Source organism: Bacillus sp. LLTC93, assembly GCF_002993125.1.
Classification (GTDB): Bacteria; Bacillota; Bacilli; order Bacillales; family Bacillaceae; genus Bacillus; species Bacillus zhangzhouensis.
Genome location: NZ_PVME01000003.1, coordinates 420,793 through 436,271, shown reverse-complemented (window position 1 = coordinate 436,271; position 15,479 = coordinate 420,793). Strand labels below are relative to the sequence as shown.

Sequence of the window (15,479 nt, the reverse complement as noted above, 5' to 3'; positions counted from 1 at the left end):
ATGAATCGGATGACGAAAACGTATGATCTGACAGTCATTGGCGGAGGGCCTGGCGGGTATACTGCCGCCCTTCAAGCAGCTGAGCGCGGACGAAAGGTCGCTTTAATTGAAGAGGATTTTCTAGGTGGTACTTGTTTAAATCGAGGCTGTATCCCTTCAAAGACACTGCTCAAACATGCAGAAGTCATTGAATCAATTGAGAAGGCGAAAAGCTGGGGAATCGAAACAGGAGACTTGGTCCTTTCCTTCGAAAAAATGAGAAAGCGTAAAGATGATGTCATTGAAAAGCTCAGAGGCGGAATCGCCTTTTTATTAAAGCAAGGAAAGATTGATGTATATAACGGCAGAGGTACAGCTGTCACAAAGCATCGTATTGAGATTGAACAACAAGCCGGATCAGAATCGATTGAAACGAAAGAGCTCATTATTGCCACCGGATCTTCACCTGCCATACCGCCAATTCCGGGGCTCAAAGAGATTCAATTTGATACAAGTGATACGATCTTTGATATCCCAGATATTCCTGCTTCTGTCGTCATTATTGGCGGAGGTGTCATTGGTCTTGAACTGGCATGTATCTTCCAGAGTCTACAATCAAAAGTCACTATTATTGAAGCGGCTCCGTCCATTATTCCACAAGAGGATGAGGAAGCATCTAAGCTGCTAGAAAGAGAATTAAAGAAAAAAGGCATCCATATTGCGACGAAAACCACTGTGACAGAGGTGACAGAAAGCGAAGGCGTCAAAGCGGTTCATGCAACAGATGATAAAGGAGAAACACATATCTTTACGGCTGAAAGACTGCTCGTTTGTGTAGGAAGAAAGCCTAATGTATCAGCGGTTAGCCAGCTGAATCTTCAGTTAGATGGACCTTTTATCAAAGTGAATGACCAGATGCAAACAAGTGCTGAAGGTGTATATGCAGTTGGCGACGTCGCCGGCGGCTATCAGCTAGCCCATGCAGCGATGGCAGAGGCAGCCGTTGCGGTCAGTAATATATGCGGAGAGCTTGAAAAAATGAATTCCGATATCGTACCTAGATGTATTTATACATTACCAGAGGTGGCGAGTGTTGGGCTTACAGAGAAAGAGGCGAAAGCAAAAGGTCTTAAAGTTCAAACAGAACGATTCGATTTAGCTGCAAGCGGAAAAGCATTGGCGGCAGGTGTTCAAACAGGCTTTATTAAACTAGTGTACGATACAGCATATGGTGAAGTCATTGGCGCCACTATGGTTGGTCCGCACGTAACAGAGATGATATCAGAAGCTTCCTCATTTATGTATTTAGAAGGGACGGCAGAAGAGATGGCCAAAATGATTCATCCGCATCCAACCATCTCAGAAGGCTTTTATGAAGCAGCCCTTCATATCGTGAGTAAGCTGAGAAAATAGAGGCCAAACAAGTGATAGGGAGGAGATGCATGTGCACGTCCAGCTTCATCAGAAAGCGGCACTTGTAACAGGTAGCACAGATGGGTTTGGAGAAGCCATCTGCCTGGCTTTAGCCCGGGCAGGTGCACATGTTTTTATACACACTTTTTATGATGAATCAAAGGCAAAAACCATTAGTGAAGACATTCAAAAAATGGGTGGCCAATCAAGTATCATCATGAATCCACTAGAGACACCGCGAGATGCAACGAACATGATGAGGCAAGTGATAGATACATGCGGCAAGCTTGATATTTTGGTCAATCAAGCAGAGCAAAAAGTGGGCACGGAGCTTGTTGCTGGCGTAAGCCCTGATAGATGGGTGGATGAAGTGGAATCGACCGTAAATACAGCTTTTCTTTCCAGTCAAGCCGCTGTATGGCACATGGTTGACCATAAGCAAGGCTGCATTATTAATATATCGTCTTCAGGCAGTATAACAGGTGATGGCGGGATGTCACATGCTACATCGAATAGTATGCTGAATGCCATGACAAAAGGTTTAGCGCGAGAATTTAAAGACAAAGGCATCCGGGTGTTAGCACTATTGCCGCCTCCTCTCCATTTGCTTCCTGACACAGAGCAAATCAAGGAGACTGTGGCTCATATGACGGTGTTCTTAAGTACGTCGTATGGGGCATTTACAGATGGAGCAGCGATTATGCTTGACGGGGGTGAGAGCGCTGGCTAATCATCAAAAAGCAGTTCTTATCGTTGGTGGGGCCCAAGGGATCGGGAAAGAAATTGCCGAGCGTTTTTTAAAAGAAGGGCATCGTGTTGCTGTGTCAGATATAGATGAACAGGGACTTTCACTCTTAAAAAAACAGCATCCTCAGCTACTGACGTTTCAAGCTGACGTTTCATCGTGGGAAAGTGTTCAGCAGATGATGTCAGCAGCTGAAAGGGAGCTAGGCGGCATTGATCATCTTGTGTATTCAGCAGGGATGACGAAATCACTTCCCTTTTTAGAAGTTGATTTTTCGCTTTGGAAAAAGACACTAGCTGTGAATTTATATGGTCTTTTTTATTGCATTAAAGCCTCGGCACCCTATTTATGTGAGCGGCAAGAAGGCAGTATGGTCATTATTGGATCGGGATCTGCGATAACAGGCTCTGGCGGCGGTATTCAGTATTACGCGTCAAAAGCAGGTGCTTTTGGCCTGATGCGTTCGCTCGTAAAGGAATTAGGCACACATCATGTGCGCATCAATGTGATTGCACCCCGCGTCATTGAATCTCAGATGCTTGATACCCTTTATCCTACTGAGGAGGAGAAAAGGCAGCTCCAATCGCTCATTCCTATCGGGAGATTAGGAAAACCTGAGGACATCGCAGGTCTCACTTTATTTCTCACAAGTAACGAAGGAAGCTATTTGCACGGACAGATTATCCTGTTAGATGGCGGGAGAACGTACCAGCCGAAATATACCGAGGGAAAAAGAGCGGAGAGTTGATCGCTCTTTTTGTCATTTTCATAACAATTGTTCCAATTGGAAACGAATGTTTGGTATACTGGTAATCATAGTATATTAAAAGGATGATGTCACATGCTGAATTGGGAAGAAAGACGACAGCTCGTCAAGGTTGCACATCTTTATTATACAGACGGGTGGACGCAGCAGGAAATTGCAAAAAAGCTCAATGTCTCAAGACCAGTCATTTCAAAACTTCTACAAAAAGCAAAAGATGTGGGAATCGTTGAAGTGTACATTAAAGACGAAAGCATTCATACGGTGGAACTTGAAAAGCAGCTAGAAACGACCTTTCAATTAACAGATGCTGTCGTGGTCCCAAGTGTCGGGACAATGTCTGAGATGGTCAAGCGGGCAGTCGGTCAGGCAGGAGCTTATTATCTTTCTAAAAACATGAAAGACGCTGAGAAAATCGGCATTTCTTGGGGAACCACGCTTGCTGAGCTTGTCAAAGAATATCCGTTTGAACGAAGAAACGAAATCAAAGTCATCCCTTTAGAGGGCGGGATGGGCAGGCAGGCAGTCGACATTCATGCCAATCAGCTGGCATATGAGCTGGCAAAGAAAATGAATGGCACATGTTCCTATTTATATGCCCCTGCGATTTTAGAGACAGAAGAATTAAAGGAACGGCTCATGGCGATGCAGGACATAGAAGCTGTGCTTGAAGAAGGCAGAAATGTGGATATTGCCCTCATCGGTATTGGTAACCCGCATAAAGGCTCTACTTTAAAAACAGTCGGTTATTTAAAAGAAGAGGATTTATCTGGATTAAGACAATCAGGTGCTGTCGGTGATATTGGTTTTCGCTTCTTTGATGGAGAAGGAAAACCCGTCCAAGATGAACTGAACCAAAAGGTCATTGGCTTATCGTTAGAACAATTAAAGAGCGTCAAAACTGTCATTGCTGTTGTGGAAGGAACCCATAAAGCTGAAAGTATTTTAGGGGCTTTAAATGGCGGCTTCATCCAAGTGCTGGTGACCGACGAACAGACTGCGACAGCCATTTTAAAGGAAGCATCAGTCCAATAAATGGCGGCGGTGATCGTATTGTATAAAAAGAGCAACATCAAACGAGAAAGGAGCTGTGTATCTTGAAGCAAACCGAAATGGAAGCAAATCTATACTGTACTCGGTGCCAAGAAGAGACCCTCCACAGCATCGTTTATGTGAATGATCAAATGAAAAGCGTTGAGTGTACAGAGTGTCATCAGAAGATCAGCGTGCAAGTCGACATCATGAAGGAATTTTACAAAGAAGTATATGAAAAAATTGCGACAAAGCCAAAGCGGATGACGCAGGAATATAAGGCGAATCTGAATGGCTTTATCTCAAGGCTCCCAATCCGCGTGCTAAGTAAGCCATACCGGCTCATGAGATATTTAAACGAATCATACAAAGTGATCAAGCAATATAAAAAATAAAGCAGAGGCTGTTTAGCTCTCTGCTTTATTTTGGGTCTTTTTCATATAATAATAAATAGGCAGTCCAGCTATCCCGATCAGTATGGAGAAAAGGCAGCTTTTCCAATCCGTGATCATCGTGCTGATTAAGACGAATAAAGAGCCGATAATCGCAACAATCGGTGTCAGTGGATAAAGTGGTACGCTATAAGCGCGCTTCATTCCGCTGTTTTGTTTTCTTAGCTTAAATACAGCGAAAAAGGCCATTACATAAAAAATATAAATCATGAAAATGGAAACCTCTGACAGCTTCTCTGGATTACTAACGATCATAAATACAATGGCGATCAAAATTTGCACAAATACAGCGACCCAAGGTGTTTGGAAGGTAGGATGAATACGTGAAATGGCTTTGGCAAAAGGAATTTGCTTTCGTTCTGCCATTGCAAAAATCACACGTGGGAATGAAAGAACCTTTCCGTTCAAACAACCAAAGATACTAATGATGATCCCAATGCTAATGATTTTACCGCCAATTGGACCAAAGAGTATTGTGGCAGCAGTACTTGTTGCATTTTCACCTAGCTGAACGATTTCATTAGCTGGTAACACGTGCAAAAGTGCCACATTAATAAAGAGATAACAGGCCGTGACAATTAAAATCCCGCCTGCCATCGCTCGAGGAAGCAGTTTCTCTGGGTTTTTCATTTCACCGCCAAGCGCTGCAAGCAAAATCCAGCCATCATAGGCAAACAACGTAGCCAAAACCGCTGCACCGAAGTTCATCTGAGCGATACTATCGTTGACAGCCGTAAAGATGTTTTCATTTCCTTTCCATAAGCCAAACACAATAATAGCGGCAATCGGGACAAGCTTTCCGATCGTGGTTAGTCCTTGTACAAACCCACCGTATTTCGTTCCCATAATGTTGATGACACATAAAAATAGAACCGTGATAATGCCAATAGTTGTAGACCATAAAGAAGAAAGAGAAAATAAATTGGATAATAATGAACCAAAATAAAGACCAAGAGCACCAATAATGGCAGGTCCGTAAATGATAATTTGCACCCAGCCGCATAAGTAGCCCCAAAATTCACCGTACACTTCTTCAAGATAGGCATACAAGCCGCCGGTTCGCGGGATTTGTGTACCAATTTCGGCGACAGTCAGTCCACCTGCAAGGGTTAATATCCCACCTAACAGCCAAGCAAATAATGCGATGTCGGAGCTTCCTGAATAGGAAAGGACGTTGCCTGGCTTCATAAAGACGCCTGACCCAATAATTGTCCCGATGACAAGAGATAGGGCAAAAAATAAGCCGATGTCTTGTTTTAACGCTGGTTGTTCTTTGTTCATTACACACGACCTCCTGCATCACTTTCGTACGTTACTGTGACATGTATTTTGTTCATTGTAATACGATTTTAAGAAAACAAGAATTAAAAAAATTTTCTGATTTTCGTATTTGTATTTAAAAGTGTTTGTTTATTGGAGATATTAGGGTGAATGTTGTGTTAAAAACGAACAATATAAGATTATTTTCGTTTTAATGTTAATTTAAAGGGCGAAAACCGAACATCCAGTAAACGTGCAGCCAAACGGTTGACTTTTCTTGAAAAATAACCTATTTTATTCATAAGGATATTATCTTGAATTCGAGATATTTTGAAATAGGAGTGAAAAATAATGAGAATAAATGGGATTCACCACGTATCTGCACTAACAGCCAATGCTCAGAATAATGTTGATTTCTACCGCCAAATCCTTGGCTTAAAACTTGTGAAGAAAACAGTTAATCAGGATGACCCTTCTATGTATCACTTGTTTTATGGAGATGAGGTCGCCTCACCAGGAACGGAACTCACATTCTTTGAAATTCCAATGCTGGCCCGCCGTTTGGAAGGAACCAATGCCATCACACGCACAGGCCTTCTCGTTTCTTCTGAAGAAGCACTTTCATTTTGGGAGAAGCGGTTTGAAGAAAAAGGCGTGCAGCAAGAAACAGCTTCCTTAAGAGGCGGAAGACCTGCCCTGCGATTTACAGATCCAGAAGGGCAGCAACTATTTTTGACAGTAGAACCGAGCGGACATGAGGCAGGTTCACCGCCAGTACATGACGATATTCCTGCAGATTATGCGATTAGAGGTTTAGGTCCTGTAGAATTAACAGTTGCAAAGGTAGAAAAAACGATCGGCGTCTTAACGGGCATCCTTGGTTTCACTGAAAGGGCACGTGAACAATCAAGTGATGGTGAGATCGTGACCATTTTTGAGTCAGGAAATGGCGGAGCTGGAACAGAGATTCATGTGATTGAAAAAGCAGAAGGGCCATCTGAGCGTTCTGGCAGAGGGAGTGTTCATCACGTGGCCTTTCGCGTGGAAGATGCAGAGGAGCTAGAAAAATGGCATGACAAAATATCAAAGGCTGGCTTCACGAATTCTGGTGTAGTGGAACGCTTCTACTTCAAAGCACTTTACTTTAGAGAGCCAAATGGTATTTTGTTTGAAATTTCAACAGATGGCCCTGGGTTTACAGTAGATGAGGGAGTGGATGAGCTTGGTGATCAGCTAGCACTTCCGCCATTTCTAGAGCACAAACGAGCAGAAATTGAACAACGATTAACCCCAATCCAGTCATCATAGCAAAAGCAGCTCATTTAATGAGCTGCTCAGCTTGTAGACAAACCCTCGCATTCGGTGTCAGTTCTGCGTGCTGGTGCTCACGAATGTCAAATTCGCTCCGCTCCAGTACTCGTCCTTCCTAGACTGCAAAGGTTTTCTATCACGCTGAAAAGAAGACAAAGGGCTAAAATAAAGATCATTTTAGCCCTTTGTCAATAATCTAAGCAGCTCATTTGATGAGCTGCTTCAGCGTGTAGACAAACCCTCGCATTCGGTGTCAGGCCTGCGCGCCGGTACTCACGAATGTTAAATTCGCTCCGTTCCGGTGCTTGTCCTTCCTAGACTGCAAAGGTTTTCTATCACGCTGAAAAGAAGACAAAGGGCTAAAATCAAGATCATTTTAGCCCTTTGTCAACAATCTGAAGCAGCTCATTTGATGAGCTGCTTTTTTGTTAGGAACTTACTTCCTTTGATTCCGATTGCGTTAATGTGACTTGTTTTGTTTCTTCTTTTCCGTTTCGAATGAGTGTGATCTTCACTGCATCTCCTACTTTTGTATTCGTGTAAAGTTCGTGTCGTAATTCACTGCCGGTTTTTACTTTTTTGCCATTGATGGCGGTAATGACATCCTCTGATTTTAAGCCAGCTTTTGCAGCAGGTGAGCCGGCGGCGATTTCTTTGACGTACACGCCCTTATCCAGCTGACTACTTTTGAGTCCTAGTGTTTCTTTCTGGTAAACATCCGGGACTTGTTCAAGATCAAGCATGCTAATGCCGATATATGGACGCTCAATTTTTCCTTTTGCGAGAAGCTGCTCGGCGATAGGTTTGACATCATTCATTGGGAGCGCGAATCCAATTCCTTCAACACCTGTTTCAGAGATTTTCATACTCGTAATTCCCACAACCTTTCCGTCTGTTGTTAAAAGCGGTCCGCCGCTGTTGCCGGGGTTAATGGCTGCATCTGTTTGAATGACATTGATGCTACTCTCGCCAGCTGATGTATTCATAGAGACCGTTCGATCGACACCGCTGACAATTCCTTGCGTCACGGTTCTTGATAAATCTTCACCAAGTGGGTTTCCGATAGCGATGACGGTTTCTCCAGCTCGAAGTGAAGAAGAATCGCCTAATGTCGCAACCTTCGTGACATTGCTGCTGCTAATTTCTACAACTGCTAGGTCAGTCAGCGGGTCTGCACCGACCAGTTTTCCTTCAACGGTTTTGCCATCATGCAAGGAGACCGTCAGTTTGTTTGCCCCTTCAATGACATGGTTGTTTGTTAATACATAGGCTTTACTGCCAGATTTTTTAAAAATCACCCCTGAGCCTGTACCGGTCTCTTCCTCTTGACTGCTGTTGTTTTGGTTTTGCTGTGATTCATCAAAAGGCGTATTGACATCGCCAAAGCTCGTATCTGTTTGACTTTGCGCTTGGTAGTTTGTAATGCCGACAATGGCTGGTGATACATTTTCGACCATATTGGAAATGCTGCTTGATGAATTCGATGTTTGTACGGCAGTGGATTTTGACGTATTGGTACTTGTATCATTAGTGGAAACAGCTTCGGTTTTTGTTGACGATTCATTTGCTGTACTGCTTTCTGAGTGCTGAGCATATGGCGTAAGGACGTAGACACCTAATGCTAACGTACCGCCTACAATGCCGCTTATGAAAGGTTTAAACCAACCACTCGGCTTCTTCTTCTGTTTTTTTGGTTGTTCGATTGTTTGTAATTCATATGAAGATTGTTTTTCATCTTTGTGATTTGTCATTCGGATCACTCTCTTTCATCAATTTTTACATGTATGTGTTCAAGGTGTTTTACGGTATGTGGTGGATACTGACTTTATCGTAAGAAAAAAATGTGGGATAAAAATGAAAACATTGTGGGAAATTGTTAAAATAAGTAGTGAATCTAAGCAAAATAGAGGAGATTAAACTGTGGAGACAATCGGAATCATTGGATATGGAAGCATGGCTGATATGATGGTACAAAAATGGCTGGAAAAAGGGGTGCTAGATGCCCGACAGTTTATGATTCATACAAGAAGTGAAACGGAGCGGCTTCATCAGCTCAAAGAGAAGCACCAAGATGTTAACATCTGCTCATTAGATGAACTTTCTGCGTCATGTGATGTTCTGTTTGTCTGTGTGCCGCCGCTTGCTGTACTTGACGTTCTGGATCAGCTACACCCGGCAAAGAAAGCGATACATGTTGTGTCAGTGGCAGCGGCTGTAACGTTAGATAAATTAACGCAGCATACGAATCAACCAGTATCCAGATACATCCCAACTTTGACTTCAGCCGTTGGGACGGGCGTATCACTTGTTGCACATGGTGTTACCGTAGGGGATGAAGAGAAAGAACGCTTGAACCGTCTGCTTTCAGCTTTTAGCATCGTCCGGGAAGTGGAGGAAGATCGGTTTGATGCGGCGAGTAATTTGACAAGCTCATCTCCTGGTTTTATCGCTGCTATTTTTGAAGAAATGGCGAAAGCCGCGGTGAGAAATAGTGAGCTTTCCTTAGAGGAAGCATATGAATTTTTAACTTATGCGCTTTTAGGCACAGGACAAGTCCTTGTAGAACACGGCCTCACATTCGCTGAAACGGTCAATAGGGTGGCGACAAAAGGCGGGATTACAGGAGAAGGCGCTGCGGTCATTCAAAGGCAGGCACCCCAGATGTTTGATGACTTATTTACACAAACCATGAAGAAATACGATCAGCTGAAATTGCAGGTCGACGAAGCAGATAAACACCACTAAAGACATAGTTAGTGGTGTTTTATTTGTTAAAAAAACCCTTTACTTGCTATTCTTTTGACCTGTATTAGCTGAGTCTAAACTCCTTATTTTTAGAAAATGTATTGAAAAATCAATCAAGTTCTCATATAATTTTTTAGAAAATTTAGAAAAATATACACAAATTTTAAGTTTAATTAAAGGGGGATGGGGATGAAGCTCTATGTATCTGTCGATATGGAGGGTATTACTGGTCTAGCTGATCATACATTTGTCGATGCCCGTCAGCACAATTATGAGCGGGGCAGAAAAATCATGACAGGTGAAGTGAATGCCTGTGTAGAAGCTCTTCTTGGGCATGGTGCAACCGATATTTTAATCAATGACAGTCATTCTAAAATGAATAATCTCTTGATCGAAGAACTGCATGAAGAGGCAGCCCTCATATCAGGCGATGTAAAACCTTATTCAATGGTGCAAGGATTAGATCAAACGTATGATGCAGCTGTTTTTTTAGGCTACCATGCGAGGGCGTCAATGAAAGGTGTGATGTCCCACAGTATGATTTTTGGTGTCAGACATTTTTACATAAATGATCATCCAATTGGTGAAATGGGCTTTAATGCGTATGTTGCAGGCTATTATGGTGTTCCGGTGATCCTTGTATGCGGAGACGATCAAGCGGCATTTGAAGCAGAAAAGCTGATGCCTGGCGTGAAAACTGTTGCAGTGAAAGAAACCATTTCAAGATCTGCTGTAAAATGCTTAACCCCAACCAAGGTAAATAAACAAATCTCGCAGCAAGTGGAAGCTGCAATGAAACAAATTCATCAAATCAAGCCGCTGACGCCTCCTGATCAGCCAATGCTTAAGATCGAGTTTGCCAATTATGGACAAGCTGAATGGGCGAATTTAATGCCGGGTACTGCCATCATAGAAGGAACGACGACGGTGACGTATCAAGCAAAAAATATTTTAGAAGCCTACCAAGCGATGCTTGTCATGACAGAGCTTGCCGCACGTACAACATTTTGTTAAGCGAGGGGGAGACAGCAGATGGCCAGCTTTTTGCTCAGGCGTTTTATTGCAATGATTGCCACGATCTTAACCATTACGACTTTAACGTTTATTCTGATGAAGGTCATTCCAGGATCGCCCTTCAATGAAGAACGAAATACAAATGAAACCGTCCAACGAAACCTCGAAAGCTACTATCACTTAGACGAACCACTTTATGTTCAATATGTCATCTATTTAAAATCCATCGTTACCTTTGATTTTGGTCCTTCCATTAAAAAGCCTTCTGAAAGTGTCAATGATCTATTGGCGAGAGGCTTCCCAGTCTCATTAGAACTTGGTCTTATCTCAATATTGATTGCTGTCATCTCCGGCATCCTGCTAGGGGTTATGGCTGCCCTCCGGCATAATGGTTTGATTGATTATATCGCCATGACCATTGCTGTTTTCGGTATATCCATTCCAAATTTTATCTTTGCTACCTTATTAATTCAGCAGCTTGCTGTGAATTTGAAGCTTTTCCCTACAGCGATGTGGACAAGTCCGATGCATATGGTGCTACCTACAATCGCACTGGCTGTCGGTCCAATGGCTATTATTGCCCGGTTAACGAGATCGAGCATGATTGAAGTGCTGTCGCAGGACTATATTCGCACTGCCAAAGCGAAAGGACTTTCTTCTTTTAAAATTGTGTTTAAACATGCGCTTCGGAATGCGCTTTTACCCGTTGTGACCATTCTTGGAACACTTGTCGCAAGTATTTTAACAGGAAGTTTTGTTATTGAAAAAATATTTGCCATTCCTGGAATGGGAAAATACTTTGTCGAGAGTATTAACAACCGTGATTACCCTGTGATCATGGGTACCACTGTTTTTTACAGCATTATTTTAATCACACTTCTTTTCATTGTAGATGTGGCGTATCGTCTGCTTGATCCAAGGATTCAGCTGCATCAGAAAGGAGGAAAGGCATGAGTGTACACCTTCAGCACGATCAACCGAATCGAAACCATGAAGTGCCGGATGAATGGTTTTCTCCTAGAGAGCAAAAGAAGACTGAAGCCCATGCCATTAAAAGACCCTCTCTTTCGTACTGGGCAGATACATGGAGACGGTTAAAGCAAAATAAGCTCGCGATGTTTAGTCTATCAGTGCTGATTTTTCTTTTTATGATGGCGGTCTTAGGTCCGCTGCTTGCCCCAAATAGTGTGACAGAGCAGCGTCTTTCGATGCAAAATCTACCGCCCTCTGCTGCTCACTGGTTTGGAACGGATGAGCTTGGACGAGATGTGTTTACGCGTACATGGTACGGAGCACGCATTTCGTTATTTGTAGGTGTGATGGCAGCCCTCATTGATTTTGCCATCGGCGTGATTTATGGCGGTATTGCTGGCTATAAGGGCGGGAGATATGACCATGTCATGATGCGAATCGTCGAGGTACTCTACGGTCTTCCTTATCTACTCGTCGTCATTTTATTGATGGTGCTTATGGGGCCCGGGCTTGTCACCATTATTGTAGCACTCACTGTCACAGGTTGGATTGGAATGGCGAGAATCGTGAGAGGTCAGGTTCTTCAGCTGAAAAGCCAGGAATATGTCCTTGCCTCGAAAACCTTTGGTGCAAAAAGCCTGCGAATCATTCGCCGGAATTTACTGCCGAATACGATGGGGCCGATTATCGTCCAGATGACTTTGACTGTGCCGACAGCGATATTTGCCGAAGCATTCCTAAGCTTTCTCGGTTTAGGAATCCAGGCACCGTTTGCAAGCTGGGGCGTGATGGCCAATGATGCTTTGCCAACTGTGCTGTCAGACAATGGTCACTGGTGGCGTTTGTTCTTCCCTGCATTTTTTATTTCACTTACGATGTTTTGTTTTAACAATTTAGGTGATGGCTTGCAAGATGCGCTTGATCCAAAGATGAAGAGGTGATGGCGCTTTGAAAAAAGTTCTTCAAATTATCGATCTGCATGTCAGCTTTCGGACATATGGCGGATCGGTTCAAGCGGTACGCGGGGTAAATGTGGATGTGTATGAAAAAGAAACCCTTGCCATTGTTGGAGAATCAGGCTGCGGAAAAAGTGTGACGTCACAAAGCATCATGCGGCTTCTTCCGGCATACAGCGCTCATGTAGATCAAGGGGAAATTTGGTTTCGTGACCGTAACTTGCTTTCTTTATCTGAAAAAGAAATGCGTGCCATCCGTGGTGTCGATATCTCTATGATCTTCCAAGACCCGATGACCGCATTGAACCCGACTTTGACAATAGGGGATCAGCTGATGGAAGCAGCGAAGGAGCATCAGAAGCTGACAAAAAAAGAAGTGAAAGAAGCCGCCATTCGGATGCTTGATTTGGTTGGCATTCCGCAGCCGAAGGAGAGACTAAAGCAATATCCACATCAGTTCAGCGGCGGAATGAGACAACGGCTCATGATTGCAATGGCACTGATTTGCGAGCCTAAGGTGCTGATCGCAGATGAACCGACAACCGCCCTAGATGTCACCATACAGGCGCAAATTTTAGAGCTATTTAAAGAGATTCAGAAGAAAACAGGTGTCACCATTATCTTAATCACGCACGATTTAGGGGTTGTAGCTCAAGTCGCAGATCGAGTGGCTGTGATGTACGGAGGGAAAATGGTTGAGGTCGGCACAAGACAGGATATCTTTTACAGTCCGCAGCACCCGTACACAAAAGGACTGCTGCAATCCGTTCCAAGACTTGATATGAAAGATGAACTCATTCCAATTGAAGGAAGCCCGCCGGATTTGTTTGCTCCACCGAAAGGCTGTCCGTATACAGAGCGCTGCCCGGCAGCCATGAAAGTGTGTGATCATATCATGCCGCATGAAACGCAGCGTTCACCTACACATACAGTGCATTGCTGGCTCCAGGATGAGAGAGCAAAACAAACGATTTTATCTGTAACACAAAGGGGGAGTATCTCATGAGAAAAAAAGGTTGGATCGTCAGTGTATGTTTGTTATCTATGATGCTACTCATTGGATGTACAGCCAATGAGCAAGCAGGCAAAGGATCGTCAAGCGATAAGGGTGAAAATAAAGTGTTAACAATAAATAACGAAAACGAACCAACATCGTTTGATCCCCCGATTGGCTTTAATAATGTATCCTGGCAAGGGCTGAATAACTTAATGGAGGGGCTAACGAGACTGAATGAAAAGCACGAACCATCTGCTGCCATGGCGGAAAAATGGGAAATTTCCGAGGATGGGAAAACGTACACGTTTCATTTACGAGATGGCATCAAGTGGTCGAATGGTGATCCAGTCAAAGCGAGCGACTTTGAATATGCTTGGAAGCGGCTGTTAGATCCGAAAACAGGATCTTCTGCATCGTTCTTAGCATACATGATTGAAGGAGGCGAGGCATTTAACAGCGGCAAAGGAAAGAAAGAAGACGTGAAAGTCAGCGCTGTAAATGACAAAACGCTTGAAGTCCAACTTGCGTACCCGCAGAAATCTTTCTTAAATATGACAGCAAATCCTGCTTTTTTTCCTGTGAATGAGAAAGTGGCAGAGAAAGATCCGAACTGGGCGAAGGATGCCAAAACCTTTGTCGGGAATGGACCGTTTAAGCTCACAGAGTGGAAGCATGACGAGAGCTTCACAATGGAAAAAAGTGAGACGTATTGGGACAAAAAAACGGTTAAGCTGGATCAAGTGAAATGGCTGATGATCAGTGATCGAAACACAGACTATCAAATGTATCAATCAGGAGATTTAGATACTGCTTTTGTCCCAGCAGAGCAAAGTGAAAATCTGCTGAAAAATAAAGATGTCCAAATTGAAGATCAGGCCGGACTGTTCTTTTATCGTCTGAATGTGAACATGGAACCTTTTCAAAATAAGAACATTCGCAAAGCCTTTCAAATGGCGATCAACCCGCAAGATATTGTGGATTATGTAACGAAAAATGAAGAGAAGCCAGCACGCGCCTTCGTTTCGCCGGGAATTCTAGATTCAAAGGGTGAGGATTTCAGAGAAGCTGGCGGCGATCTTGTGAAAAATGATACGAGTGAAGCCGCGAAGCTGTTAGAAAAAGGGCTAAAAGAAGAGAACTATTCAAAGCTGCCGCCCGTCACATTAACATATAGTACAAAGCCTGAGAACAAGAAAAAAGCTGAAGCGATCCAGCAACAGTTAAAAGAAGCGCTAGGTGTAGACGTGAAGCTTGCGAACATGGAAGCGAATGTGTTTTCAGAAGATCAAAAGGCACTGAAATTCCAATTCTCGCAAAGTTCATTTTTAGCAGACTATGCAGATCCGATCAATTTCCTAGAGAGCTTCCAAACAGGAAATGCGATGAACCGGACAGGATGGTCAAACGACACCTATGATCAGTTGATCAAGAAGGCGAGCCAAGAAGCAGATGAACAAAAGAGAAACGACATCCTTCATGATGCGGAGGCACTTCTCATTGAAGAAGCACCGATTATTCCAATCCATTTTTATAACCAAGTACATCTACAAAAAGAAGGCGTGAAGGGCATTGTCCGTCACCCCGTTGGTTATATCGATTTGAAATGGGCGCAAGTAGATGGAGAGTAAATAAGTAAATGTGGTAAAGGGACGCTTTGAAAAAAGCGTCTCAGCGTGTAGACAAACCCTCGCATTCGTTGTCAGTCCTGCGTGCCGGTGCTCACGAATATTTCATTCGCTCCGGTACTCGTCCTTCCTAGACTTCAAGGGCTTTCTATCACGCTGAAAAGAAACAAAGTGCTAAAATAAAGATCATTTTAGCGCTTTGTCAACAATCTGGG

At 43.5% G+C, this 15,479-nt stretch carries 14 protein-coding genes; 12 read left to right on the top strand and 2 right to left on the bottom strand.

The features are described from left to right. Positions 1–9 precede the first annotated feature (9 nt). The 5 genes from lpdA (at position 10) to C6W18_RS11665 (ending at position 4,327) form a co-directional block, all read left to right on the top strand. Complete coding sequence (gene lpdA, locus C6W18_RS11685; RefSeq protein WP_105927653.1) at positions 10–1,392, top strand: dihydrolipoyl dehydrogenase; 1,383 nt, start codon at positions 10–12, stop codon at positions 1,390–1,392. Positions 1,393–1,417: 25 nt separating this feature from the next. Further along, entirely contained in the window at positions 1,418–2,122 is a 705-nt protein-coding gene (locus tag C6W18_RS11680; protein WP_223251690.1) for an SDR family NAD(P)-dependent oxidoreductase, read from the top strand. After that, complete coding sequence (locus C6W18_RS11675; RefSeq protein WP_034322281.1) at positions 2,079–2,885, top strand: SDR family NAD(P)-dependent oxidoreductase; 807 nt, start codon at positions 2,079–2,081, stop codon at positions 2,883–2,885. Before C6W18_RS11680 ends, C6W18_RS11675 begins: the two co-directional genes overlap by 44 nt. A 93-nt stretch (positions 2,886–2,978) precedes the next feature. After that, entirely contained in the window at positions 2,979–3,935 is a 957-nt protein-coding gene (locus tag C6W18_RS11670; protein ID WP_034322278.1) for a sugar-binding transcriptional regulator, read from the top strand. Between the two features lie 62 nt (positions 3,936–3,997). Further along, positions 3,998–4,327 carry a bh protein gene (locus C6W18_RS11665; RefSeq protein WP_105927651.1) on the top strand — a complete coding sequence of 110 codons (330 nt, stop codon included), beginning with the start codon at positions 3,998–4,000 and terminating at the stop codon, positions 4,325–4,327. Between the two features lie 12 nt (positions 4,328–4,339). Here the strand turns inward: C6W18_RS11665 and C6W18_RS11660 are convergent, their stop codons facing one another. Further along, entirely contained in the window at positions 4,340–5,665 is a 1,326-nt protein-coding gene (locus C6W18_RS11660; protein WP_105927650.1) for an APC family permease, read from the bottom strand. A gap of 330 nt (positions 5,666–5,995) precedes the next feature. On the opposite strand from C6W18_RS11660, the gene C6W18_RS11655 reads away from it, so the two are divergent. After that, positions 5,996–6,952 (top strand): ring-cleaving dioxygenase, encoded by a 957-nt coding sequence (locus C6W18_RS11655; RefSeq protein WP_105927649.1) that lies wholly within the window; start codon positions 5,996–5,998, stop codon positions 6,950–6,952. Positions 6,953–7,383: 431 nt separating this feature from the next. Here C6W18_RS11655 and C6W18_RS11650 read toward each other — a convergent pair whose 3' ends face one another. Beyond that, on the bottom strand, positions 7,384–8,706 hold the full coding sequence (locus C6W18_RS11650; RefSeq protein WP_105927648.1) for a S1C family serine protease: 1,323 nt from the start codon (positions 8,704–8,706) through the stop codon (positions 7,384–7,386). A 169-nt stretch (positions 8,707–8,875) separates the two neighbouring features. Between C6W18_RS11650 and proG the strand changes: the two genes are divergently transcribed. The 6 genes from proG (at position 8,876) to C6W18_RS11620 (ending at position 15,267) form a co-directional block, all read left to right on the top strand. After that, positions 8,876–9,700 (top strand): pyrroline-5-carboxylate reductase ProG, encoded by an 825-nt coding sequence (proG, locus tag C6W18_RS11645; RefSeq protein ID WP_105927647.1) that lies wholly within the window; start codon positions 8,876–8,878, stop codon positions 9,698–9,700. A gap of 189 nt (positions 9,701–9,889) precedes the next feature. Further along, positions 9,890–10,714 carry a M55 family metallopeptidase gene (locus C6W18_RS11640; protein ID WP_105927646.1) on the top strand — a complete coding sequence of 275 codons (825 nt, stop codon included), beginning with the start codon at positions 9,890–9,892 and terminating at the stop codon, positions 10,712–10,714. 18 nt (positions 10,715–10,732) lie between these two features. Continuing rightward, the gene (locus tag C6W18_RS11635) at positions 10,733–11,668 is read left to right on the top strand and encodes an ABC transporter permease (RefSeq protein WP_105927645.1); all 936 of its coding nucleotides are present in this window, start codon (positions 10,733–10,735) and stop codon (positions 11,666–11,668) included. Continuing rightward, positions 11,665–12,627 (top strand): ABC transporter permease, encoded by a 963-nt coding sequence (locus C6W18_RS11630; RefSeq protein ID WP_034322254.1) that lies wholly within the window; start codon positions 11,665–11,667, stop codon positions 12,625–12,627. The genes C6W18_RS11635 and C6W18_RS11630 overlap by 4 nt, the downstream gene beginning before the upstream one ends. A 7-nt stretch (positions 12,628–12,634) precedes the next feature. Then, positions 12,635–13,648 carry an ABC transporter ATP-binding protein gene (locus C6W18_RS11625; protein ID WP_034322252.1) on the top strand — a complete coding sequence of 338 codons (1,014 nt, stop codon included), beginning with the start codon at positions 12,635–12,637 and terminating at the stop codon, positions 13,646–13,648. After that, positions 13,645–15,267 carry a peptide ABC transporter substrate-binding protein gene (locus C6W18_RS11620; RefSeq protein WP_105927644.1) on the top strand — a complete coding sequence of 541 codons (1,623 nt, stop codon included), beginning with the start codon at positions 13,645–13,647 and terminating at the stop codon, positions 15,265–15,267. Before C6W18_RS11625 ends, C6W18_RS11620 begins: the two co-directional genes overlap by 4 nt. Positions 15,268–15,479: the final 212 nt, after the last annotated feature.